Genomic DNA, 21133 nt, shown 5'->3' with positions numbered 1-21133 from the left:
GTGACCCAGCCGGAAATTACGGGCTTTCGCATTGCACTGCGGAATTTTGAAGGCCCTTTTGACCTGCTTTTGCAGCTTATTCAGTCCAAGAAGATGGACGTGACTGACGTTGCGCTGTCAGAAGTGACGGACGAATTCGTGGCGTATACACGCCAGCTGGGAGAGTCCGCTGATCTGGATGAGACCACTGAGTTTTTGTTGGTGGCAGCTACGCTTTTGGATTTGAAGGCGGCGCGGCTTCTGCCGCGCGGTGATGTCGACGATATTGAAGACTTGGAACTGCTGGAGTCGCGCGACCTCCTTTTTGCCCGCCTGTTGCAGTACAAGGCTTATAAGCAAGCAGCCGACCAATTCGCCGTGTGGCAGCGCGAGGCACAGCGCAGCTATCCGCGAGCGGTTTCCATCGAGGAGAGGTTTGCTGAACTCTTGCCTCCAGTTTCGCTCGGTCATACGCCGGCCAGCTTTGCCGAGCTTGCCGCGGGCGTGTTCCGCCCCAAGCCACCGGAGGAAGTGGCAACCGGTCACGTGCACGCCGTAGCAGTATCCGTACCGGAGCAGGCCGGCAAGATTTTGGAAACACTCAAGCTACTCGGTGCGGGGCAATGGACCAGCTTTGGTGCGCTAACCCGCGACTGTACGGTTTCTATGCAGGTAGTGGGGCGTTTCTTGGCCCTGTTGGAGTTGTACAAAGCCAAGGCAGTTGATGCACAACAAGAAGAAGCGCTGGGTCAGCTGGACCTATCGTGGACAGGCCTGGATGTTGACCCAGCGGTAGTTGCAGCAGCGAACTGGGACTAAGGCCGCTGCTGGATGAATTCCAGCGTCTCGGGGGAGAGATCGCGGTCGGAGTAGACGCGTACGTCTGGTTCCTCGGGGTTGTCCTCGGTGCCTATGCGGCGCCCTTCCCATACTTGTTGGAGCCCTTGCTTTTCGATGACCCGGATGGCCGCCGGGTGATTTGTGGTCACGCGGGCGGTAATCGGGGAGTTGGGGTCCACCTGGCGGATGCTCTTCACCGCCTCGGAGGTGATCTCGGTGGCAAAACCGGCACCCCAATGGGCGGGGCGCAGGCGGTATTTGATGTCCCAGAAGTTTGCCTCTTCGACGAAGATTGCACCGCCGACGCCGACGAATTCCGAAGGGTTGTGGCGCATATACGCGGCCCAAGGGCCGAAGTGGTGAGCGTCCCACGACTGGGAGGATGCTTGTGCGAGTGCACGCGTGGTGCGGATATCGGCAAAGCGCCCATTGGGACGGTGGCTCCAGATACGTCCGTCGCTGTAGACCTTGTGGGTCTCTTCGGTATTAGCGGCGGACAGCGGGATGAGGATGAGTCTGTCGGTGCGAGTGATGGTTTCCATGACAATATGTTAGACGAGTCACAGTGGGGAACGAAAGTGATTTGGGGAATTTTCTGCAACTTTTTCCTCTCCAGTAAACTTGGGCCTTATGGATCTTCCCCTCATCTCGCAGCTGCGTTCCCGTCTTGAGTCCATATTGCTCGTGCTTGACTCCCCAGCCTCTGTGGAGTCTTTGGCGCGTGCGCTGGGGGCGGAAAGGGACGTCGTCAGTGATTGCTTGCGTTCTATTCAGCGGGAGTTGGATAGTCGCGGTTCTGGTATTGACCTGCGCGAGACTCAAGAGGGGTGGCGCTTTTATACGCGCACCGAAAATGCCGGGGCAGTGGAAGAATTTCTCTTGGATGGCGCCCAAACGAAACTCTCCCGTGCTGCCCTAGAGACTTTGGCGGTAGTGGCTTACCGTCAGCCCGTTACTCGCCAGCAGGTGGCGGCGGTTCGCGGCGTCAATGTCGATGGCGTAATGCGGACCCTTAACCTGCGCGGGTTGGTCCGGGAGCTGCCGCAGGATGAGTTTGAGGGCGCCGCGCACCGGTATGAGACGACGGAATTATTCCTCGAGTTATTGGGGATCGATTCTTTGGAGCGCCTGCCAGACTTGGCGCCGCTGTTGCCTGACGTCGAGGCGATCGACGAAGAGTACTAGCGTGGGGTAGGATTGCCCAGGTAATTTCATATCTTCGAGAGAAAAGGACACGTACGTGACTCCTCCCGCTCGCCGTGACGGCACACCGGATAAGAAGCAGCGAGACAGTGACATCATTGTCTCCAATGCCAAGCCGGCCCGTCACCAGCATGTGTCAAAGAAAAAGCAGAAGGCTACCGCAGAATCCGTAGCCCGCGAATTGGGCGCCGATTGGCTGGTCGATGAAGACAAGCCCAAGGGAGAACGCCTCCAAAAGGTGCTCGCCAAGGCGGGCGTCGCTTCCCGTCGCCACGCAGAAATCCTCATCGATGCCGGCCGAGTTGAGGTCAACGGCAAGATCATCGCCAAGCAAGGCGTCAAGGTAAACCCCTCCGTCGATGTCATCCGAGTAGACGGTGTGCGCGTCAACGTTAATGAGGAGCACGAATATTTCGTGCTCAATAAGCCGCGTGGCATGCAGTCCACCATGTCCGATGACCTGGGGCGCCCGTGCGTGGGTGACGTGGTGTCAGAAAAGGTCGCAGCTGGCCAGCGACTCTTCCACGTCGGCCGTCTCGACGCCGATACGGAAGGCCTGCTCATCCTCACCAATGATGGCGAGTTGGCCAACCGCTTGATGCACCCTAAGTACGAGGTGACCAAGACCTACCTCGCCACCGTATTGGGCGAGGCCGATAGGAAGCTCGTGCGACAGCTCAAGGAAGGCATCGAGCTGGAAGACGGACTGGCAAAGGCCGACTTTGCACAGGTAGTTGATACCAACCAGGGTTATTCCTTGGTGCGTCTCGAGCTGCATGAAGGCCGCAAGCATATCGTGCGCCGCATGTTGAAGGAGGCCGGCTTCCCAGTGCAGCGCCTGGTGCGCACCAAGCTGCATACAGTCCAGCTGGGCGATATGAAGCCTGGCGGCCTGCGTGCCCTCAATTCCAGCGAGCTGACTAGCCTGTACAAGGCGGTGGAGATGTAATGATTTCTAATATGCCGAATGAGGGTCTCATCCTAGCAGTGGATGGCCCATCTGGAACTGGAAAGTCGACCACGTGCCGTGCGCTGGCCAAGCAGCTAGATGCAAAGTACGTCGACACTGGTGCTATGTACCGAGTGGCAACGCTTGCGGTGCTGCGTGAAGGCGTCGACCCTGCTGACACCGCCGCGGTTATTGCGGCTACGGCCAATCTGCCCTTGGGGGTATCCGATGACCCGGACTCCACCGAAGTTCTCCTCGGCGGCGAGGACGTCTCGCGCGTTATTCGCGAAGACGAAGTAACCCGCAACGTGTCTGCCGTATCTGCCATTCCGGAGGTGCGCGAAAATCTGGTTGCGCTGCAGCGCAAGCTCGCCCGCGAGGCTCACCGCGCGATTGTAGAAGGGCGCGATATTGGCACGGTTGTGCTTGCCGACGCCCCCGCTAAGGCATTCATGACTGCCTCTGCCGAGGTCCGCGCTCAGCGCCGCCAAGCCCAGAATGAAAAGGCGGGCATCGCTTCGGATTACGAGACGGTACTCGCAGATGTCCAGCGCCGGGACGCTGCGGATTCTTCCCGCAAGGCCTCACCACTGCGCCCAGCGGAAGACGCAACCCTAGTCGATACCTCCAATATGAGCCCAGAAGATGTGCTGGAAGCTCTGATCAACGTGGTAAAGGAGTCTGTCAATGACTAATCACGATCCCCAGGAAGAGTCGGAGACTCAGTTCCATTACCCGGCCGGTAAGTTCGATGATGAGGTGGTAGAAGCCTCTCCTGGTTGGGCCGCCGATGATTTCAATACCGAGGAATTCGACTATGACTTCGATGACTCGGAATTTGGTGAGGCTGAGTATGGCGACGATTCGAATGCAGAAGAGCCTCTGAGTGAAGAGGAGTGGGAAGAACTCTCCCGTGCTTTCGGTGTGGAGTCCGATGATCACACCGAAGAAGCTTTGTGCACGGTGGCCGTAGTCGGTCGCCCAAATGTGGGCAAGTCCTCCTTGGTCAACCGTTTCCTTGGCCGCCGCGAAGCGGTGGTAGAGGACCACCCAGGCGTTACTCGTGACCGAATTTCCTACGTTGCGGACTGGAATGGCCAGCGCTTTTTGGTGCAGGACACCGGCGGCTGGGATCCCAACGTGAAGGGTATCCATGCGGCGATTGCCCGCCAGGCAGAAGTAGCCATGGAAACCGCCGATGTCATCGTTATGGTAGTGGACACCAAGGTGGGCATCACGGAGACGGATGAGGTCATGGCTCGCCGTCTGCAGAAATCGCCTGTGCCAGTGATTTTGGTATCGAATAAGTTCGATTCCGATAATCAGTACGCGGATATGGCGGAGTTTTATGCCTTGGGCTTGGGCGATCCGTGGCCCGTATCCGCCCAGCATGGCCGCGGCGGTGCGGACGTGCTCGATGAGATTTTGCGGGTCTTCCCTGAAGAACCTCGGCAGACCGCGATTACCTCTGGTCCTCGCCGCGTCGCATTGGTGGGCAAGCCTAATGTAGGCAAGTCCTCGCTGCTGAATAAGCTCACCAGCGAGGAGCGCTCCGTGGTCGACAACGTCGCGGGAACGACCGTGGATCCGGTGGACTCTCTGGTGCAACTGGATGATCAGCTGTGGAAGTTCATTGATACCGCTGGCCTGCGCAAGAAGGTGAAGAATGCGCAGGGGCATGAATACTATGCGTCCTTGCGTACCCGCGGCGTTATCGATGCGGCCGAGGTCTGCATCATGCTTATCGACGCCTCTGAGGAGATCTCCGAGCAAGACCAGCGCGTGCTCAATATGGTGCTCGAGGCGGGTAAGGCCCTGGTGATCGCGTTTAATAAGTGGGACCTCATGGATGAGGATCGCCGCTACTACCTGGACCGCGAGATCGATCAGCAGCTGAGCCACTTGCCGTGGGTCACGCGCGTGAATATCTCTGCGGAAACGGGCCGCGCGCTGCAGAAGCTGGAGCCGGCCATGATTGAGGCACTGGAAAGTTGGGATCAGCGTGTGTCCACGGGCCAGCTGAATAACTGGTTGCGTGAGGCTATCGCGGCTAATCCGCCGCCGATGAAAAATAACCGCCTGCCGCGCGTATTGTTCGCCACGCAGGCCTCGACTCAGCCGCCGACCATCGTCTTGTTTACGACGGGCTTCTTGGACGCGGCGTACCGCCGCTACCTTGAGCGCAAGTTCCGCGAGCGGTTTGGTTTCCATGGAACGCCTATCCGCATCGCAGTGCGAGTGAGGGAAAAGCGCGGCAAGAAGCGCTAGCAGTATGCCCGTTACGCTGGGATTATAGCACTCAGGCGAGCGATTGTTGCACCGGACACGGTGTGAGAATTCGCTCGCCTTTCCGTTTATGTCCGTTCATGTGGGTCTGGATAGGATATAACCAGTCAAAAATTCTCTCGTGATGGAAGGCTCAGCATGCTAGCCAGCGTAATTGCGCCAGATTCAATTCTGGCCATCGTGCTTCAGGTCATCATCATCCTCAGTGCCCTGCTTCTGGGCACTCGTTATGGTGGCATCGGATTAGGACTTATTTCCGGCATCGGTTTGATGCTCATGGTCTTTGTCTTCGGCCTCGCCCCGGGTGAGCCGCCGGTATCCGTGATGCTGACCATCATTGCGGTCATCGGCTGCGCCGCCACCTTGCAACAGGCGCGCGGCCTGGAAGTGATGATGCAATTTGCTGAGAAGTTTCTCCGTGCCCACCCAGAGCGCATTACCATCCTCGCGCCGCTGACCACTTGGTTCCTGACGGTGCTGTGCGGTACGGGTCACGTCGTGTACACGATGTTTCCTATCATCGAGGATATTGCCCTGAAGAAGGGCATCCGCCCAGAGCGCCCCATGGCCGTGGCATCGACGTCGGCTCAGATGGGTATTACGGCCTCGCCAGTGTCCGTGGCCACCGTATCCCTAGCGTCCATCATCGCGGAAAACGCCGGTGCTATCGATCACGCCTATTCCATTCCGCAGATCCTCATGGTGGCTATGCCCGCCTCGCTTGCCGGTGTCATTCTTGCCTCGCTGTGGTCGCTGCGCCGCGGTAAGGACTTGGACGAGGATCCGGCATTCCAGGAGCGCATGAAGGATCCGGAGTTTGCAGAAAGCATTCACCAGTCCACCGGATCGCTGATGGATGAAGAATTTTCGCCAGAAGCAAAGCGTGCGGTGGTTATCTTCCTTGTGGCTATCGCCAGCGTGGTGGCGCTCGGTGCGTTCGAATTCCTGCGCCCGCTCGTCCCAGGCGATGATGGCGAGTTGAGCCCGCTGTCGATGAACCTGGTTATCCAGATGGTCATGCTTGTTGCCGGCGCAATCATCCTGCTCAGCTGCAAGGCTGACCCGAAGAAGATCGCGTCCACGCCAGTCTTTAAGGCCGGTATGACCGCAGTATTCTCGGTCTTTGGTGTGGCATGGATGGCAGATACCTTCTTCGAAGCCCATATCGATGCCCTAGAGTCCAACCTCGGGTCCGTGGTCGAGGCCGCCCCGTGGGCCTACGCCGTGGTGCTGGTCATCGTGTCCAAGCTGGTTAACTCCCAGGCCGCCGCCCTGGTTGCCATCGCTCCGATTGGCCTGCAGCTGGGAATTGACCCCGCCATTATCGTTGGTTTCTACGGCGCAGCGTATGGCTACTTCATCTTGCCAACCTACCCTTCGGACCTGGCCTGCATCGGCTTCGACCGCACGGGCACCACTCACATTGGCAAGTTCGTCATCAACCACTCGTTCCTTGTCCCTGGCGCCATCTCGGTGTTCACCTCCTGCGTGGTGGGCTCGCTACTGGCGCAGGTCCTGCTCTAATCCGAATCCCGTACCAGCACGAAGGCATCCGTGCGGTACGGGATGCGTAGTTTTTGCCCCGGCTTAAACCCCATGTGCTCGTAGAGGTACCAATCCAGGTTGTGGGTCATACGCTCATGGATGGCTTCGCCATTGCGCAGCCAATAGGAGCGGGTATGCATCAATTGGTGAAGCTGCTCCGGGGTAAGTTCGTTCTCCCAGGTCAAGCGCAGCTCTCGGTCCAAAGACCACGGCGCCGTATAGTCCGGGTAAAAGCCTGGCTTATGTACATCGCCGGAGTGCATGATGCGAGAAAGCCGCAGGATCCAGGGGCCCGCGTTGACGTCGAGCGTATTCCACACCAAGAGAATCTTCCCTCCCGGCGCGAGGACGCGGTCAAGCTCTGCACAGGCGGTTGGCACGTCGACCCAGTGCCAGGTTTGGGCGAGGCAGGCGGCGTCTAAGGAGGCGTCGCCAAGCGCGGTGTTTTCGGCCGTAGCACGAAGGACCGGCAGGCGGAGGTGGGCTGCGAGAATCCCAGCCATATCGGCGGAAGGCTCGAGCGCAAAAACCCGAGCATTGGGTAGGGACTCGGTGAGTTTTCCAGTACCGGCGCCAATATCGGCCACGGTATGGGCGCCGGCAATAAGGGCAGAAACCTCGTCCGGATAGCCGGGTCGCACATCGTGATAGATGCTCGCGCCGCGGCGGAAGGCCTGGGCGGAAGCGGTGCGTTGCGCGGCATCGCGGAAGCCGGGGCCTTGTCTAGTGGAGGCCTTGCGGTAGCTAGGGAAGTGGCTGGGATCGGGGTGGCGAGTCGACATAGCCCATCTAACCTACCGCGAATTAGAATGGCAGCCTATGAGGACACTTCCTGCACCATCAGATCCCAGGTGGCTGCTAAAGACCGTCTTTTCTCGTCCGGCACTCACTGTGCCGGCCGCGCTCTGCATGGCTGTCTCTTTTCTGCTTAACGGATCGACTCCAGTGATCGTGGGACATGCCATTGATGAAGCTGTGTCGAAAGGATCCGTTGACCGACTAGGCATGTGGCTGGTGGTATTGGGGGCAGCTTTTGGTCTGAATACCATAGCCGCATGGTTCGGACGCGGCCTCAACGCGCGAGCCATGCTAGTAATTGGGCACGATGTCCGCATGGCCATCACGGATAGGATTCAGGATCCGCGGGGCCTTGCGGGCAGGCCTCGCACCGCCGGCGAGCTACTGGCCATCGCCTCCACGGACGCACGGCGCGTGCAGAATGCCGTCATGATGACGGTCTTTCCCGTCGCTGAGATCGCTGCCATTGTGTATGTGGCGATCATGGCTAGTCGTATTAACCTGCCTTTAGGCATCGCCATTTTGTGTGGCGGTCCGTTAATGGTGTGGGGCTCAGTGCGCGCGGCAAAGCCTTTGCGCACGCGCTCCGGAATCCGCCAAGCGGCGTTGGCCAAAGCCAGCTCCATGGCGACCGATGCGGTTCAGGGCCTGCGGATCCTCAAGGGCCTGGGTGCAGTAGCCACTGTCAGTAACCGATATTCCACGGTGTCTGGAGATGCCTTCGAACGAACAGTAGAGGCCAATGCTGCCCAAGCGCGCCTTAATGTGGCTACGGAGATTTTGGGCTCGGTGTATGTCATTGCGGTGGGCATTGGCGCAGGCGTGATGGCCATGCACTCCATGATGAGCGTAGGTGAACTCATTACGGTTATCGGCCTCACGCAATTCATTATCACCCCAATGACGATGTTGGGCCGAAATATCGCGTCGCGGTGGGCGGCTGCGCAGGCAAGCGCCGAACGCATAACCGCCGTCCTCGCCGCACCCGGGGTGGAGAAGAGTGAACCGGAGGTTCCGGCTCTCGCCCCTGGGATCAACGTGGTGCCCGAGCCTGTCCCAGAGGAGCTTGTCTTCTTGCCGCGCGAGCGATTCCTAGTTGTTCCACACGAAACCATGCTTTTTGAGGGGACCGTGCGGGACAATATTCATCCGGATAGCGCGAGTGCACAACGAGCCCTCTTCGTAGCTGCAGGGGAAGATATTCCGGGCGGGTTGGACCGCGAGGTGGGAGAAGGCGGCCGAAACCTTTCGGGTGGACAGCAACAGCGCGTGGCGCTTGCACGAGCCATTGCGGCGGACGCGGAGATCCTAGTTTTAGCCGATGCCACAACCGCCGTAGACTCGGTGACCGAGCAGGAAATTGCGCAGCGAGTGGCGCATCACCGCGGGCCTAAGCCCACGCTTGTCTTCACCACCTCGCCGGCGTGGGCAGCAGTGGGGGCGCAGCTATGATGCGTTTTCCTACGGCCTCCTGGCCCCAAGTGCGTAAGGAAGTGGGCCGCCAGCTTTCCGACGTCCCCGGTGCCCGCCCCCAAGCCGCAGCGGCCTTAGCCTTGCTTACCGCAGGCGCCGGCAGCAATGTAGCTATCCCCATCCTGTTGGGAAAGATCGTTGACGCTGTCATTGATCACGGCGCCATCGCACCCATCGGTATCTCGCTGGTGCTGGTGGCTGTGGTCTCCGCACTGTTTTCCGCTGCGGGGTTCTATGTCCTTTCGCGCCTGAGCGAGCGCGTGATCTCCGCTTTGCGGGAAGATATGGTCTCTACCGCTCTCCGCCTGCCTACCCACCGTGTGGAGGAAGCCGGCACTGGGGATTTGGTCTCTCGCTCGACCGACGACGTAGCAGAACTATCGGCAGCCGTAACCGAGACCGTTCCTGTGCTGGCGAAATCCGTCTTCGCCATCGCAACCACCGGGGTGGCACTAGTCAGCCTCAATTGGCAATACTTACTGGTAGTAGGCGCAGTTACGCCGTTATATTTCATTGCTGCGCGCCAGTACCTGCAGCGCGCTCCACAGCGCTATACCGACGAACGCGCTGCCATGGCGGAACGGGCACGCAGGCTTCTGGAGGCAATTCGCGGGCGAGAGACTGTGCGCGCCTTTGGCATGGAAGACCAGATGCATGCCGGTATTGAACGTGCCTCCGCACAGGTGGTGGACAAGGGCTACGCTGCGCGAAGGACAATGATGGTCCTGCAGCTATGGATGACGGTCATTGAGCTAGTCATGCTGGTCTGCGGTCTGGTCGTTAGCTTTTGGGTGGTGCAGTCTGGGGCCCTCACCGTTGGCGCAGTCACCGCGGCCATGCTCCTTCTTATTCGCTTGCGCGGTCCGCTCATGGGATTGATGCGAGTCATCGATACCGTTCAATCCGGCTATGCCTCCCTGTCACGGATAGTTGGGGTGGTCATGGATCCGCCACGGGCGGTGCCAGACTTCGGCGCCCCGACCCCAGGTGGAGTTGCCGAATTAAAAGAAGTGAGCTTCAGCTACGATGACGGCGGCTGGGCTGTGCAAGACGTAAACCTTAAGCTTCCCGCTGGACACACCGTAGCTTTAGTGGGAGCCTCTGGTGCGGGAAAGACCACGGTCGCTGCTCTTCTAGCCGGGCTGCGGGTTCCTGCTGCCGGAACAGTCGTGGTCGATGGAGTAGAGGTATCGGCCCTTTCTGATTCCGAACGGGTGGCGCGCTTAGCGATGATTTCCCAAGAGGTCCACGTATTCTCAGGAACCCTGCGCGAAGATTTGTCCTTGGCCGCCCCGCAAGCCTCAGACGCACAAATGGAAACTGCACTACAGCGCGTCGGCGCACAGTGGTATCTGCAGCTAGAAGAGGGCCTAGATACGGTCATTGGCGCACAGGGGATTCACCTAGACCCAGTAGCAGCGCAGCAGCTTGCGCTGGCGCGAATATTGCTTTTAGATCCCAAGATCGTCATCATGGATGAGGCCACCGCAGAAGCCGGATCGGTGGGGGCAGAAGCTCTGGAAGAAGCCGCGACAGAGGTCACCCGTAGGCGAACCGCACTGATAGTGGCACACCGACTAGACCAAGCCGCACGAGCCGATAGCATCGCCGTGATGGATAACGGGCGGGTGGTGGAGCAAGGCAGTCACCACGAACTGTTAGATTATGGTGGCCGCTACAAGCAACTATGGACCGCATGGCAGAAGGGACGACAAAGATGAACGCGAGGTCGCTACGGGTCGTGTTAGGCGCAGTAGCAGTGAGTTTCCTTGCGGTTGCCGGCGCATCATGTTCGGCCGATTCGCCGGACTCCGCGCCTCAAGCAGTCCCAACTGAGACGAAAAACCTAGGTATTCCAACCTCCGCACCTTTGAGCGGACCAGAGCCGGGAAGCTATACAACAGTTAATCTGCCCTCGGGCCGTTCCTTTATCCTCAGCGTGCCCAAAGACTACACTGGGGAGAAAAAGTGGCCCATGGTCCTGGCCTTTCCAGGCTGGGGACAATCTGCTGAGAATCTCCGCGGCTATTCCCGCCTCGATGCCGCTGATGCCATCACTGTTTTCGCAGAAGGTAAAAAGAAGGCTTGGAGCCCTGCTCCCTATGCCAAGACGTCAACGGCAGAGGACAAGAAATTTGTTCGCGACATCATTGATGCCGTTCGAGCAACGTATCGGGTAGATGACTCCCGGATTTTTGCTACCGGGATGTCGAACGGTGGCGGGTTTGCCGCCTACCTGGCTTGTCAGATGCCCGATGTCTTTAAATCCGTGGCTACAGTTTCCGCCGCCTACTACAAAGATATTCTCAAAGACTGTGCTCATTCACCCGTGGGCCGATTGGATATGCACGGCACCGTGGATCCCGTGGTGGGCTACTACGGTGGAACGCGCCATAAGACCAAGTACTATTCTGTGGAATCCGTGCTGGAACAAGACCGTAAACGCAATGGTTGCTCTACCAATGTCGATATGACCCGCCTGGTCAACAATGCACTCGATATGAAGTGGAGCGGCTGTACCGCACCGCTTGAACACATCCGTATCGCCGGAGGCTCACACGTATGGCCTGGTGGTACAGCAGACGCGCACAATGAGGTAGGCAAATTCTTTGCCACCGACCGCGTCCTAGACTTCTTCGGCATTCCCGGTCGCCCGTCCGGTACCGCACAGACTTAGTCCTGGCGATAGACCTGAAAGTTAGCGCCTGGAACCTTGCGCACCCTTTCAATGCAAATGTCTGCCACGGTAGAAAAGCCCGCGCGATGAGCAGCGCTACGCGGGGAGGTTGGCTCTGGAATTTGCACAAGGTGAAAAGACCGAGTGCCCCCATCGTCGTTATTGAGTTCCACTACCGCCTGGGCAGTGGTGCCGGAGCCCGCAAAAAAGTCAAGGACGCGCGCATTCTTTCCACCCGCAATGGAAATGAGGTGCTTAATCAAGCGCACCGGTTTGGGAAACTCGAAAACGCCCTCTATCCCCATGACGTCTTCAGCATCGCGCCTGCCAGTGCGGGTCACCCCAAAGCGCTCGCCGTCCAAGATGGAGCGTGGGCGCGCTCCCACCTTCTGATAGTTCTTGGTATAGACAAAACCTCGCCGGAAGACGAGCTCATCGAAGCGCTGTTCAACCTTATCCCGTCCCCAGCGCCAACGGGCGACCTTTTCTTTTCCCACCGGCTGGTCCGGCCAATATTCCTTGCCGTCGGGCCCAGAGATAGGGAAGTCGAGGGAGGGAAGGTACCCAAGGGTCTTAGAGTCTAAACGCACCAAGGAGTACTTCCCTTTGTCATCCTCATGGTTGTATTTGGTAGAAGTGTGACCGTGGAGATCGACATTGAACCCCGGATTGTCGGGAGTACGGGCGTAACACAGAATATATTCGTGTTCTACCACCGCGTACTTAGAATCGTTCTTGCCGGTGCCGGCCTTTTTCCAAATCAATTGGCCGGCAAAGCACTCCTCTCCAAAAACTTCATCGAGTACCTTGCGCGTATTGGCCACTTCGTCTTCTCCGATGGAGACAAAAATGAAACCTTGTGCGGAAAGTACGTCTCGGGCCAAGATGAGTCGGGGAAGCATCATCGACAGCCATTGCGAGTGCCATTCTGCATAGCTTCCGGAACGCATCTGGCGGCGCAATCGGTAGTTATCGCGGTAGACAAAGTCTTTGCCCGTGTTATAAGGCGGGTCGATATAGATAACGTCAAAGAGTTCTCCGCGGGAGGTGAGCCTTTGCAGAACCGGAAGATTATCTGCCGCAATAATCGCGTTGTCCGTGTCGCAGGCTGTGCTGAGCGCGGAATCACGCGTGAAACGTCGGCTCAGCGGCGATCTGGCAGCTGCTCGGGCAGCCTCTTTACCTGGCCATACTAAGCCAAAGAATTCCGTGCCCGGTTCCGGGGTGGACGGCGGCGCTGGGGTAGTTGAAGCCATGGTGCGAAGCCTTCGTTGGTAAATCGTCGTTACCGTCTAACGCTATCATTTGCAAGACTGAGGAAAATTGGCCTGAAGTTAAAATATGCACCCCGATTTTGCTTATACTTCGCTGGGGTAGGGATAAAGCAGCAGGCCTTATTGGGTGCTCGATAGGCTGCGGGGGAGTCTGGATACCCCTTAGTGCAACCTTGCTACCCGGCAGTAAAACTTATTTGGTCTAGTGGCCTAAAAGGCTTTTCGGTGGCATGTTGACTCAAGTATCGGTACGTTGGGGTGTGTTGCCGGACACGGCAGCTTTTAGATAAACCTAGAACGAGAAGAAAGGATAACCACATGGGTATCTTCGATAAGGCAAAGGACGCACTGAACTCCGACAAGGGCGAAGAGCTCACCGACAAGGGCCTGGACAAGGCTGCGGACGCAGCTAAGGGCAAGCTGGGCGAGGACAAGGCTGACCAAATCGACAAGGCTCGTGACGCAGCTGACGGCAAGCTTGGCAACGAGTAAATAGACTCGCCCGCTTAAAGGGCGAATGCCTACTTTCCATTTTGGCCCCCAGCCCGCAAGGGTAGGGGGCCAAAGCTATATGAAGACCAGCCGCACAAAGCTGGCAAAGGTCTACATGGGCGCTCCCACCTTTTTGTGGGTGGCTCGACTTATAAAGTGAACGAATCCCAAGCAAATTTGCATGAAATCGCTAGGATTATATTTGTGAACAATCTTGAAGGCACCGTTTCCCATGCGGGCTCCACTAAGCAGCGCTTGCTGGAGCAGAGTGCCCGTATCCAAGCTAAGGGCGGGCGCGACGCTTTAAAGGTTTGTGCTGTGGCGGAGCAGATCGCTGTTCCAGTCGATGAAGCCAAGTCTTTCTTTGAAGATGACCACGACCTTTATATTCAGACCAGCCGGTTCTTGGATGAGCGTCTTCGAGTAGCGGCCTATGAGGCACTCGATAAATTGCCGGATGATGCGACCGCGATTCAGAAACTTCGCGAGTCTGCCAAGGTTTACTTCAACTTGGCTGTTGATAACCCCACTTACTTCGCCGCCTATAACAACTGTGAGACGGCAACGAGCTTTCCCAACTTTGAGGACGGCATCGAAGAGGCGAAAAGCTTTGATGCTTTCCCGTCCACCTTCCGCTGGATGCTTGAACGCATGCGGGAAGCCGCCATTTCAGCACGCGGCGATTTTGATCACCGCTTGGTAGTGATCCAAGCACTTACTTTCCTATCTGAGCTGCAGGGTATTACGCACTTGGCCACGTTCGGCATTATGCGTCATCTTTCGCCCACGGCGAAGAAGCAGACTTTCAATGCTTGCATTGAGACTTTATTCTCTGGGCTGGAAGTTAGCTTGCGCGACGGGGAGATTGCGCCCTTTGAACCGCTAGCACTCGTTGGAGAGCCAGCGAAACCCTTTACTACAGCAGCAAAGGACATGCCAAAGTCTACGGCTGAGGAAAAGCGTGCAGCCATTTTCCGCGGTGCGGCCGAAGAGATAGTCCAAAATGGATTGCCTAGCTTGCATCTCGGTTCTGCTGCTGCACGAGCAGGCGTGGATTTGGCAGATGCGGAGCATCTTTTCGATGGTAATTCTCACCTGCTGCAATCTTTGGAAGAATCTTTGGATGAAGCCAATACGTTAGCAATCATGCGCCAGAACCAGGCCGTGCCGGAAGGGTCCCACGGACTGGCTTATATTAAGGCAACCGGCTTCGGGTATTTGGAGTATGCGCTAGAAGACCCCGTCGGCTTTGTCGCCCTCATTGAGGTTTCGAGCCGCTCGATCGTGCCCGTCTCTTTCGATGAGTCCGGCGATAGTGAGCAGCCATTTGATATGGGTAAGGCCTTTACCTTCATCATGAATCTGGTGCGCGATGCCATTTCTGAGTCGAATGGACCTCGATCGCCATGGATTCTCTTCACCCAGATTGCGGCGCTGTGGGCCTCCATCCACGGCCTCTCGCAGTTGAGTACCGTAGGAGCCTTGCGCTATCACTCAGCTGATTTCTACTTCAACCTAGCTTCCAAGGTGATGGACGTAGTCCTTCAGGGCATGGTCAATGTCCTTGAGCTAAAGAAGCCAGAATAGGAAATCAAGTAATAAAGGGGACCCGCAGCGGGCTCCCCTTTTTTCTATATCCATCCCCGGGCACGTGCCATAGTTGCTGCCTCAAAGCGGTTCCCAGTTCCTGTCTTGGCGATGAGCGAAGAGACAATATTGCGCACTGTCCCAGTGCTCAGATGAAGGTGCCCGGCAATCTGGCGGGTGTCGCTACCCTCCAAGACATGACGTGTGACCTCCTTTTCGCGTGCGGTTAGTGGATTGTCGGGCGTGAAAATAGTCTCTTGGGCCAGTGCAGGGTCGATGACCTTTAGACCGGCGTGCACTCGCCTAATGGCTTCGGCAAGTTGTTCGGGTGGGGTGTCTTTGACTACGAAGCCAGCTACGCCCGTTTCCAGCGCACGTTTGACGTAGCCACTGCGACCAAAGGTCGTGACAATCAGGCCGCGGCAACCCGTGCCCTCTAGTTCAGCGGCCGCATCAAGACCGTTCTTACCGGGCATTTCAATATCGAGTAGCGCAACGTCGACGCCATGCTTGGCGACGAGCCCCGCAACCTGCCCGCCCGTTGCGCACTCAGCTACAACGCTGATATCTGGCTCTGTCTCCAAGAGGGCAACTAGCGCCCCACGCACTAATGATTGGTCCTCAGCAATGAGAACTCGGATGGGATCAGTCATTGCCTGAGCCTCCGGCGGTAGTAAGAGGAAGAAAGTCCGTGTCGCCATTCATAGTAACCAAGGCCAGAGTACAGCCATTGCGGCGCGCAAAGAGCAGGTGCCCGCCAGCATCTGTTATGCGTTTACGCAAACCGTCAATCCCACCGTGGGCACTAGAAAGGCTTTCGTCAGCGTCAAACCCGCAGCCATCGTCCACCACTTGGAGTTGGTGGTCTGTCACCTGGACCCAACAGTGCGCTGCGCCTGAGTGGCGCACCACGTTTGTGGTTAGCTCGCGTAGGGCCCAGGAAAATTCGGCGTCGTAAAGCCCAGCGCCTTTTGCCGCAGAGGGCAAGTACGACACAATGCCGGCAGTGTCGAGTGCCCGTTGAGTCGCGTGGATTTCTCCTTCGAAAGTGGGCATGCGCATCCGGGTTACTGTGGAGCGGACTTCCGCCAAGCCCCTCCGAGAAAGCGCGCTCACCTCCTGGAGCTCCTGCTGTGCCCGTTGTGGATTCGAATCTATTAGACGGCGGGCAAGCTCTGACTTGAGGTTGATAACGGTTAAAGAGTGGCCCAAGAGATCGTGAACATCGGTAGCGATATCCTCGCGTTGGCGTGCCAAGTCCAATTCGTGTTCCAATTCAGCGCGGCTATCTTCGCGCTGGGAAAATGTACCTAGTAGCACTAGTAGTATCGGCCAGGCGAAGAGGACTATCAGGGCCCAGCCGGTGCTTTCAGGAGCGAAGAACCACGAGGTGGTGGCGAGCACGGTCCCCATTAGCAGGGTGAGCGCTAATGCTCGGCGTAGCGGAAGGTTAAAGCCGAGCAGCGCCGCCAGGTAAGGCACAAACGTGACGGCTATAATCCCGAAGAAACCAATTGATGTCGCTGCGATGGCCGCGAGTGACACCCAATAAAGCCCGATCCGCTGTCCTAACCACCATCCGCGTGGGTAGTAGCCCACAGCGCCAAAAGAAAAGAAGTAGACAGCACTAAACGCTAGAACGCACGCAGAAGCCCCAATTCGTCCAGCGAGCGTCGTGCCCGGCGCGGCAAAGGTCATCACCAACCCGGGAATGAGGAAGACCAACCATACGCTGGCGAAAAGCGCGCTATTGAGGCTAAAACCGCGCCACGGCTCGTGAAAGGGGCCCATTAACGGCGCGCCTTGTCGCGGGAGCGCAGCACCAGGCAAGCGGTGAGAAAGATGGTCGTCCATACCGCGAAGTTTAACCATGCGGCCCACATGGGGTGCGACACGGTGCCTTCCTCCCCGTTAAGAAACTGCATGCCTTCTGCAAGGGGCCACTGGGCGAGCACAACCGGGCCAAAGAGGGGAGTGAAGCGGCCGAATTCCATCAGCGGCTCGGTAAGGGGAGTGAATACATTGGCGGCAAAGAGGAAGAGGACAACGGAGGTCGAGGCGATTGCGACAGAATTGTCGGTGGGCAAAGCCATGGCCCACACCAAGCCATAAAAGCCAAAGGGAATGGAAACTAGGACGCAGGCGATAATGGCTAAAACCCATTGGTGTGGTTGCATTGCAGCTTGTGTCATGGCACCGGTGATAAACACCGCGGTGATGGGGAGCAGTGCCTGAAAGCCGATGGATATCAGGTTTGCCCACAGAATCTGCCGTGGATGCAGGGGAGTAAGTGCTAATTGGCGCGCCCACCCAGTCTTGGTATCTGTCACGGCGGAGCCAGCGGCGGAGACGGAACCAGCGACGCCGCCGTAAAGGGCCATGCTGATCATCTCTAAGGCGGCGAAGTTTCCGCCTTTAAAGGAGGCATTACCAAAATCCATCATGGTGCCAAAGAGCAGGTAGAAAAATACCGGCAAGAACGTGCTGAAAAACAGCGGGGTAAGGTTACGGCGAAGGCGCAACAAGTTATGGATGGCAAACCCGAAAGTGCGCGCACTGGTTGTTGCTGACTGTGCAGTCATTGAATATTCCTTTCACGAAGTAGCCAACGGAGAGACGGGTTAGGACTGGGATGACGTCAAAGCAAGAAATGCGTCCTCTAAGGAATGTGTGCGAATAGTCAGGTCATGGGCCGAGGTGTGATTGAGAAGATAATTCGCAAGTACATCGGAGTCACGGGTGGTCATCCGGACGTAGCCGTTAGACAAGGAAACCTCGGTGACGGTGGGTAGCTCTTTCGCATTTAAAGGTGTGCCGTCGAATTTCGCCTCGACTATGCGCTTGCCCGACTGTTCGCGCAGTTCTGTGGCCTTAGCATCTGCGCGCAGCTTTCCTTCATGCAGGAGAATTATTCTTTCTGCAAAATTATCTGCCTCTTCGAGGAAGTGCGTAGCGAAGACAATGGTGCGTCCCTGGTCTGCTTGTCTGTGCATGGTGGACCAGAATTCACGGCGTGTATGAGCATCCATTCCAACAGTTGGCTCATCGAGCAATAAGATTTGGGGATTGCCCACAAGAGCGAGGGCGAATCGCACACGTTGTTGCTCGCCACCAGAGCATTTTCCTACTGGGCGGTGCAGGATCCGGTCTAGGTCTGCTTGTTTGGCAACTTCTCCGATGGGAAGGGGATGGGGAAAGGTAGAGGAAATCATCTTGAGGGTGTCCAAGACTGTGAGCTCAGGTAGCAGGCCACCGGTTTGCAGCACGGCGCCAATCTGTGCCGCGCGGATCGCAGCGTGCGGTGTGTGTCCGAGCACGGAAATGTTGCCGGAGGTGGGTGTGGTGAGCCCGAGGATGAGATCGAATAGGGTGGTTTTGCCTGCTCCATTGGTGCCTAATAGGCCTACGATCTCGCCTTGGGCGATGCTGAAGGAAATATCGCTGAGCGCATGGACGGGGTGAGAGGATCTCGTGGCAAAGACTTTACTGACCCCGGATACGTCTATAGCCAGCGGTTGTGCAGTAGATGGATCTGTAGTTCTCATACCTGAAAAGTATCCGTAGCCAGAAAAAATAATGAATAGGCTCTGTCATCACATTTTCATGACAAGTGTCATGACGCGATAGGGTAGGGGAATCCTTACTACTCTCGCAGCCGCTGCTGGACTATTCGTGGCCACCAATATCGATGACATTGTGGTGTTGTCCCTCTTCTTCGCCCGTGGTGCTGGCCGCAAGGGCACGGCGCCCGCGATTCTGGCCGGGCAGTATTTGGGGTTTCTCGGCATACTAGCGGCCTCTGCCATTGTCGGATTGGGATTTAATGCCGTTTTACCTGAGGAATTGATTCGCTACTTCGGGCTCATCCCATTGCTTCTGGGCCTCTGGGCAGCGTGGCAAGCATTCCGGGGTGAAGACGACGATGAGGACGTTTCGGGCAAAAGGCTGAGCGCACTTGCGGTAGCCGGGGTGACTTTTGCCAATGGTGGCGACAATATCGGCGTCTATGTACCAGTGTTTACCACCTCTACGCCGGCTGAGGTAGCGATCTATTGCGTGGTCTTCTTAATCCTCGTGGCGCCCCTAGTATGGGCAGCACGGTTTGTGGCCACGCGGCCGGGCATTGCAGAAGCACTGGAAAAGTGGGAAAGCGTACTGTTTCCAGCGGTGCTCATTCTGCTGGGAATCGCGATCTTGCTTGCGGTCTAAACGCAGAATAGAAAAAGCCGGCACCGTGAAGGTGCCGGCTGAACTTTTTGTCGGGCTAACAGGATTTGAACCTGCGACCCCTACACCCCCAGTGTAGTGCGCTACCAAACTGCGCCATAGCCCGCCGTCGAACTGTGCGACTTGTCTAGATTACATCAGTAGGATTCTACTGTGAAATTTGGGGTGTAACCTGCGCTAAATCTCGCCGCTGGAGTAGACCCAAGCGCCGCCGACACGGCGAAACGAAGAACGCTCGCGTTGTGAGCCAACGGCCGCGCCTTTGTAAAAGGCCTCAAACTCCACTACGCCGGAATCATCGAGCAATCCGCCTGCTTGGGTGTCCAGGATATCGAGGCGATAAAACCGGACGGGAGAATCAGCTAAGTCGAGTATTGCAGGGCGAGTATCGGGATCCCACGTACGGAGGAGATAGGCTTCGTCGCCAGTAACAAAGGCACTAAAGCGCGAGCGCATGAGCGCCTCCGCGGTGGGGGCATTGGTGCCGGCATGGTACTTACCGCAGCACTCGCCGTAGGTCAGGCCGGTGCCGCAGGGGCAGCGGCGCGAGGAATCAAAAGCCGCCATTAGAGCGCGTCCACGTCCACGATGGTGACGTTGCCGAGCATGCGCTCCACATCGGTGTCCTTCGCGGCAGAGCGCAGGGCAGCCTCTTCTTCCGCTGACAGTTTTCCGGCAAGCTCTATGCGGCGCTCAAAGCTGGCGGGGCCGGTTTGGGTGATGCTCACGTGGACGTCGTCAAGCGCAAGCCTCTTGCCGGCATCCTTGACTGCTTGGGTAGCGGCCGTGGCCAGCGCGGACATAATAAGGCCCTCGGCGGTAAAGCCCTTACCCTTGCCGCCATTCTTCTTCGTGCGGTCGGCACTGAGGCTGTGGTCATTGTGGCGGACGACCACGCCGAATCTGGTGCCGGTGGCCGGCTGCGCAACGGCGGCGTCGGTTCCTACTTCTTCTGGCCGGTAGTCAGGAACGATGAACTGCTCGGCCCACGCACCGATGAGATCCGCAGCGCGGGCTGCCGTGCCCTGCTTCGTGAGCAGATGATCGGTCTTGTCCAAAGAAACCAAGGACTTGGGGTAGCGCGTGAGCAGGAAGATATTTTGCGCATTGTCAATACCCACCGTCTGGTCAATGGGCGAGTGCAATACCATCAATGGCTTGCGGAGCTTGGGCAGGTATTCCTCGGGGTTAGTATCCGCCAAGTCCTCGAGGAACTTGCGGGAAATGATAAGGCCGCGGCCGCCGAGGATGACTTCCACCTCGCCGTTGGCGTCGACCTCGCCGATCTTGTCCGCATAGTGAAGCACGGAGTGGGCAGGATCAAAGGGGGCGCCAATGGTGGCTACAGCCTTAAGAGATTTCATGGTAGTGGCCGCCTTCAACGCAGCGGCGCCACCCAGCGAGTGGCCCATGAGCAATTGTGGGGCAGAGTAGTTCTCCGTCAGCCAGGCGGCAGCGGCATGGATATCATCAACGTTTTGGCTAAAGGTAGTATCGCCAAATTCACCGGCGGACTGGCCAAGGCCGGGAAAATCGAAACGCAAAGTGGCGATGCCGAACTCAGTGAGCTGTTTCGCAGTGCGGGCGGCGCCGGGAGTGTGGCGGGAGCCGGCGAAGCAATGGGCAAAGATGGCATAGGCGATCGGGGGAGAATCCGGGAAGTCGATGGTTCCGGCCATCTCGGTACCCCGGCTCGAAGGCAGCTTTACATTGACAGATTGCATGAGAACTAGAATAACGGGCCTCTTACCCGCAAGCCATACCAGGTTGACTACAGTCGATAGGAGCAATCCAAATAAGGAG

The 21133-nt window shown here is 57.5% G+C and carries 21 protein-coding genes and 1 tRNA gene; 12 read left to right on the top strand and 10 right to left on the bottom strand.

Annotation, left to right across the window (positions count from 1 at the left end; all coding sequences use genetic code 11):
* Positions 1–798: a segregation and condensation protein A gene (locus tag MHK09_RS07540; protein ID WP_250413125.1), complete on the top strand. Its 798-nt coding sequence runs from the start codon at positions 1–3 to the stop codon at positions 796–798.
* Here MHK09_RS07540 and MHK09_RS07535 read toward each other — a convergent pair.
* On the bottom strand, positions 795–1361 hold the full coding sequence (locus MHK09_RS07535; protein WP_250413124.1) for a GNAT family N-acetyltransferase: 567 nt from the start codon (positions 1359–1361) through the stop codon (positions 795–797). The genes MHK09_RS07540 and MHK09_RS07535 overlap by 4 nt on opposite strands.
* A gap of 88 nt (positions 1362–1449) precedes the next feature.
* Between MHK09_RS07535 and scpB the strand changes: the two genes are divergently transcribed.
* The 5 genes from scpB to MHK09_RS07510 all read left to right on the top strand — a co-directional run bounded on the left by scpB (position 1450) and on the right by MHK09_RS07510 (position 6781).
* Positions 1450–2004 carry an SMC-Scp complex subunit ScpB gene (gene scpB / locus MHK09_RS07530; protein ID WP_250413123.1) on the top strand — a complete coding sequence of 185 codons (555 nt, stop codon included), beginning with the start codon at positions 1450–1452 and terminating at the stop codon, positions 2002–2004.
* 55 nt (positions 2005–2059) lie between these two features.
* The gene (locus MHK09_RS07525; protein WP_005324678.1) at positions 2060–2971 is read left to right on the top strand and encodes a pseudouridine synthase; all 912 of its coding nucleotides are present in this window, start codon (positions 2060–2062) and stop codon (positions 2969–2971) included.
* Complete coding sequence (gene cmk / locus MHK09_RS07520) at positions 2971–3666, top strand: (d)CMP kinase (RefSeq protein ID WP_150850985.1); 696 nt, start codon at positions 2971–2973, stop codon at positions 3664–3666. Before MHK09_RS07525 ends, cmk begins: the two co-directional genes overlap by 1 nt.
* The gene (gene der / locus MHK09_RS07515) at positions 3659–5239 is read left to right on the top strand and encodes a ribosome biogenesis GTPase Der (RefSeq protein WP_250413122.1); all 1581 of its coding nucleotides are present in this window, start codon (positions 3659–3661) and stop codon (positions 5237–5239) included. The genes cmk and der overlap by 8 nt, the downstream gene beginning before the upstream one ends.
* 156 nt (positions 5240–5395) lie before the next feature.
* Entirely contained in the window at positions 5396–6781 is a 1386-nt protein-coding gene (locus tag MHK09_RS07510) for an anaerobic C4-dicarboxylate transporter (protein ID WP_150850987.1), read from the top strand.
* On the opposite strand, the gene MHK09_RS07505 is transcribed toward MHK09_RS07510, so the two are convergent.
* Positions 6778–7584, bottom strand: a complete 807-nt coding sequence (locus tag MHK09_RS07505) for a class I SAM-dependent methyltransferase (protein WP_250413121.1) — start codon at positions 7582–7584, stop codon at positions 6778–6780. The two genes, MHK09_RS07510 and MHK09_RS07505, sit on opposite strands and share 4 nt — an antisense overlap.
* Positions 7585–7621: 37 nt before the next feature.
* Here MHK09_RS07505 and MHK09_RS07500 point away from each other — a divergent pair, with 37 nt between their 5' ends.
* The 3 genes from MHK09_RS07500 to MHK09_RS07490 all read left to right on the top strand — a co-directional run bounded on the left by MHK09_RS07500 (position 7622) and on the right by MHK09_RS07490 (position 11750).
* Complete coding sequence (locus tag MHK09_RS07500; RefSeq protein WP_250413120.1) at positions 7622–9052, top strand: ABC transporter transmembrane domain-containing protein; 1431 nt, start codon at positions 7622–7624, stop codon at positions 9050–9052.
* Positions 9052–10794 carry an ABC transporter ATP-binding protein gene (locus MHK09_RS07495; RefSeq protein WP_250413137.1) on the top strand — a complete coding sequence of 581 codons (1743 nt, stop codon included), beginning with the start codon at positions 9052–9054 and terminating at the stop codon, positions 10792–10794. Before MHK09_RS07500 ends, MHK09_RS07495 begins: the two co-directional genes overlap by 1 nt.
* Positions 10795–10982: 188 nt before the next feature.
* A complete protein-coding gene (locus MHK09_RS07490; protein WP_285440142.1) occupies positions 10983–11750 on the top strand; it encodes a CE1 family esterase in 768 nt (255 codons plus the stop codon).
* Here MHK09_RS07490 and MHK09_RS07485 read toward each other — a convergent pair.
* Complete coding sequence (locus MHK09_RS07485; RefSeq protein ID WP_250413118.1) at positions 11747–13006, bottom strand: site-specific DNA-methyltransferase; 1260 nt, start codon at positions 13004–13006, stop codon at positions 11747–11749. The genes MHK09_RS07490 and MHK09_RS07485 overlap by 4 nt on opposite strands.
* A 336-nt stretch (positions 13007–13342) precedes the next feature.
* Between MHK09_RS07485 and MHK09_RS07480 the strand changes: the two genes are divergently transcribed.
* Together MHK09_RS07480 and MHK09_RS07475 are read left to right on the top strand one after the other, a co-directional pair.
* Complete coding sequence (locus MHK09_RS07480) at positions 13343–13516, top strand: antitoxin (protein WP_005324698.1); 174 nt, start codon at positions 13343–13345, stop codon at positions 13514–13516.
* Between the two features lie 204 nt (positions 13517–13720).
* Positions 13721–15103 carry a hypothetical protein gene (locus MHK09_RS07475; protein WP_250413117.1) on the top strand — a complete coding sequence of 461 codons (1383 nt, stop codon included), beginning with the start codon at positions 13721–13723 and terminating at the stop codon, positions 15101–15103.
* 44 nt (positions 15104–15147) lie between these two features.
* Here the strand turns inward: MHK09_RS07475 and MHK09_RS07470 are convergent, their stop codons facing one another.
* The 4 genes from MHK09_RS07470 to MHK09_RS07455 are packed head-to-tail and all read right to left on the bottom strand — an operon-like array spanning position 15148 to position 18648.
* The gene (locus MHK09_RS07470; RefSeq protein ID WP_250409710.1) at positions 15148–15756 is read right to left on the bottom strand and encodes a response regulator transcription factor; all 609 of its coding nucleotides are present in this window, start codon (positions 15754–15756) and stop codon (positions 15148–15150) included.
* The gene (locus MHK09_RS07465) at positions 15749–16894 is read right to left on the bottom strand and encodes a sensor histidine kinase (protein ID WP_250413116.1); all 1146 of its coding nucleotides are present in this window, start codon (positions 16892–16894) and stop codon (positions 15749–15751) included. Before MHK09_RS07465 ends, MHK09_RS07470 begins: the two co-directional genes overlap by 8 nt.
* Positions 16894–17685 (bottom strand): hypothetical protein, encoded by a 792-nt coding sequence (locus MHK09_RS07460; RefSeq protein ID WP_005324715.1) that lies wholly within the window; start codon positions 17683–17685, stop codon positions 16894–16896. Before MHK09_RS07460 ends, MHK09_RS07465 begins: the two co-directional genes overlap by 1 nt.
* Before the next feature lie 39 nt (positions 17686–17724).
* Positions 17725–18648 carry an ABC transporter ATP-binding protein gene (locus MHK09_RS07455; protein WP_250413115.1) on the bottom strand — a complete coding sequence of 308 codons (924 nt, stop codon included), beginning with the start codon at positions 18646–18648 and terminating at the stop codon, positions 17725–17727.
* Between the two features lie 91 nt (positions 18649–18739).
* Between MHK09_RS07455 and MHK09_RS07450 the strand changes: the two genes are divergently transcribed.
* Positions 18740–19312 (top strand): cadmium resistance transporter, encoded by a 573-nt coding sequence (locus MHK09_RS07450; protein WP_250413136.1) that lies wholly within the window; start codon positions 18740–18742, stop codon positions 19310–19312.
* Positions 19313–19362: 50 nt separating this feature from the next.
* Here MHK09_RS07450 and MHK09_RS07445 read toward each other — a convergent pair.
* From MHK09_RS07445 to MHK09_RS07435, 3 genes are all read right to left on the bottom strand, one after another.
* A tRNA-Pro gene (locus tag MHK09_RS07445) sits at positions 19363–19436 on the bottom strand.
* Between the two features lie 71 nt (positions 19437–19507).
* The gene (locus MHK09_RS07440) at positions 19508–19897 is read right to left on the bottom strand and encodes a YchJ family protein (protein WP_250413114.1); all 390 of its coding nucleotides are present in this window, start codon (positions 19895–19897) and stop codon (positions 19508–19510) included.
* A complete protein-coding gene (locus tag MHK09_RS07435; RefSeq protein WP_250413113.1) occupies positions 19897–21054 on the bottom strand; it encodes an alpha/beta hydrolase family protein in 1158 nt (385 codons plus the stop codon). Before MHK09_RS07435 ends, MHK09_RS07440 begins: the two co-directional genes overlap by 1 nt.
* Between the last annotated feature and the right edge of the window lie 79 nt (positions 21055–21133).

The organism is Corynebacterium tuberculostearicum, from assembly GCF_022347235.1.
Lineage (GTDB): Bacteria > Actinomycetota > Actinomycetes > Mycobacteriales > Mycobacteriaceae > Corynebacterium > Corynebacterium tuberculostearicum_F.
Note: the sequence above shows the minus strand (reverse complement) of the source record. Positions and strands in the feature narration are given on the sequence as shown.

Bases quoted from the DNA above. Each gene is read 5' to 3' on its own strand.
- MHK09_RS07535 (WP_250413124.1), bottom strand. From the start codon at position 1,361: ATGGAAACCATCACTCGCACCGACAGACTCATCCTCATCCCGCTGTCC.
- scpB (WP_250413123.1), top strand. From the start codon at position 1,450: ATGGATCTTCCCCTCATCTCGCAGCTGCGTTCCCGTCTTGAGTCCATA.
- cmk (WP_150850985.1), top strand. From the start codon at position 2,971: ATGATTTCTAATATGCCGAATGAGGGTCTCATCCTAGCAGTGGATGGC.
- der (WP_250413122.1), top strand. From the start codon at position 3,659: ATGACTAATCACGATCCCCAGGAAGAGTCGGAGACTCAGTTCCATTAC.
- MHK09_RS07510 (WP_150850987.1), top strand. From the start codon at position 5,396: ATGCTAGCCAGCGTAATTGCGCCAGATTCAATTCTGGCCATCGTGCTT.
- MHK09_RS07505 (WP_250413121.1), bottom strand. From the start codon at position 7,584: ATGTCGACTCGCCACCCCGATCCCAGCCACTTCCCTAGCTACCGCAAG.
- MHK09_RS07500 (WP_250413120.1), top strand. From the start codon at position 7,622: ATGAGGACACTTCCTGCACCATCAGATCCCAGGTGGCTGCTAAAGACC.
- MHK09_RS07495 (WP_250413137.1), top strand. From the start codon at position 9,052: ATGCGTTTTCCTACGGCCTCCTGGCCCCAAGTGCGTAAGGAAGTGGGC.
- MHK09_RS07485 (WP_250413118.1), bottom strand. From the start codon at position 13,006: ATGGCTTCAACTACCCCAGCGCCGCCGTCCACCCCGGAACCGGGCACG.
- MHK09_RS07480 (WP_005324698.1), top strand. From the start codon at position 13,343: ATGGGTATCTTCGATAAGGCAAAGGACGCACTGAACTCCGACAAGGGC.
- MHK09_RS07470 (WP_250409710.1), bottom strand. From the start codon at position 15,756: ATGACTGATCCCATCCGAGTTCTCATTGCTGAGGACCAATCATTAGTG.
- MHK09_RS07465 (WP_250413116.1), bottom strand. From the start codon at position 16,894: ATGGGCCCCTTTCACGAGCCGTGGCGCGGTTTTAGCCTCAATAGCGCG.
- MHK09_RS07460 (WP_005324715.1), bottom strand. From the start codon at position 17,685: ATGACTGCACAGTCAGCAACAACCAGTGCGCGCACTTTCGGGTTTGCC.
- MHK09_RS07455 (WP_250413115.1), bottom strand. From the start codon at position 18,648: ATGAGAACTACAGATCCATCTACTGCACAACCGCTGGCTATAGACGTA.
- MHK09_RS07440 (WP_250413114.1), bottom strand. From the start codon at position 19,897: ATGGCGGCTTTTGATTCCTCGCGCCGCTGCCCCTGCGGCACCGGCCTG.
- MHK09_RS07435 (WP_250413113.1), bottom strand. From the start codon at position 21,054: ATGCAATCTGTCAATGTAAAGCTGCCTTCGAGCCGGGGTACCGAGATG.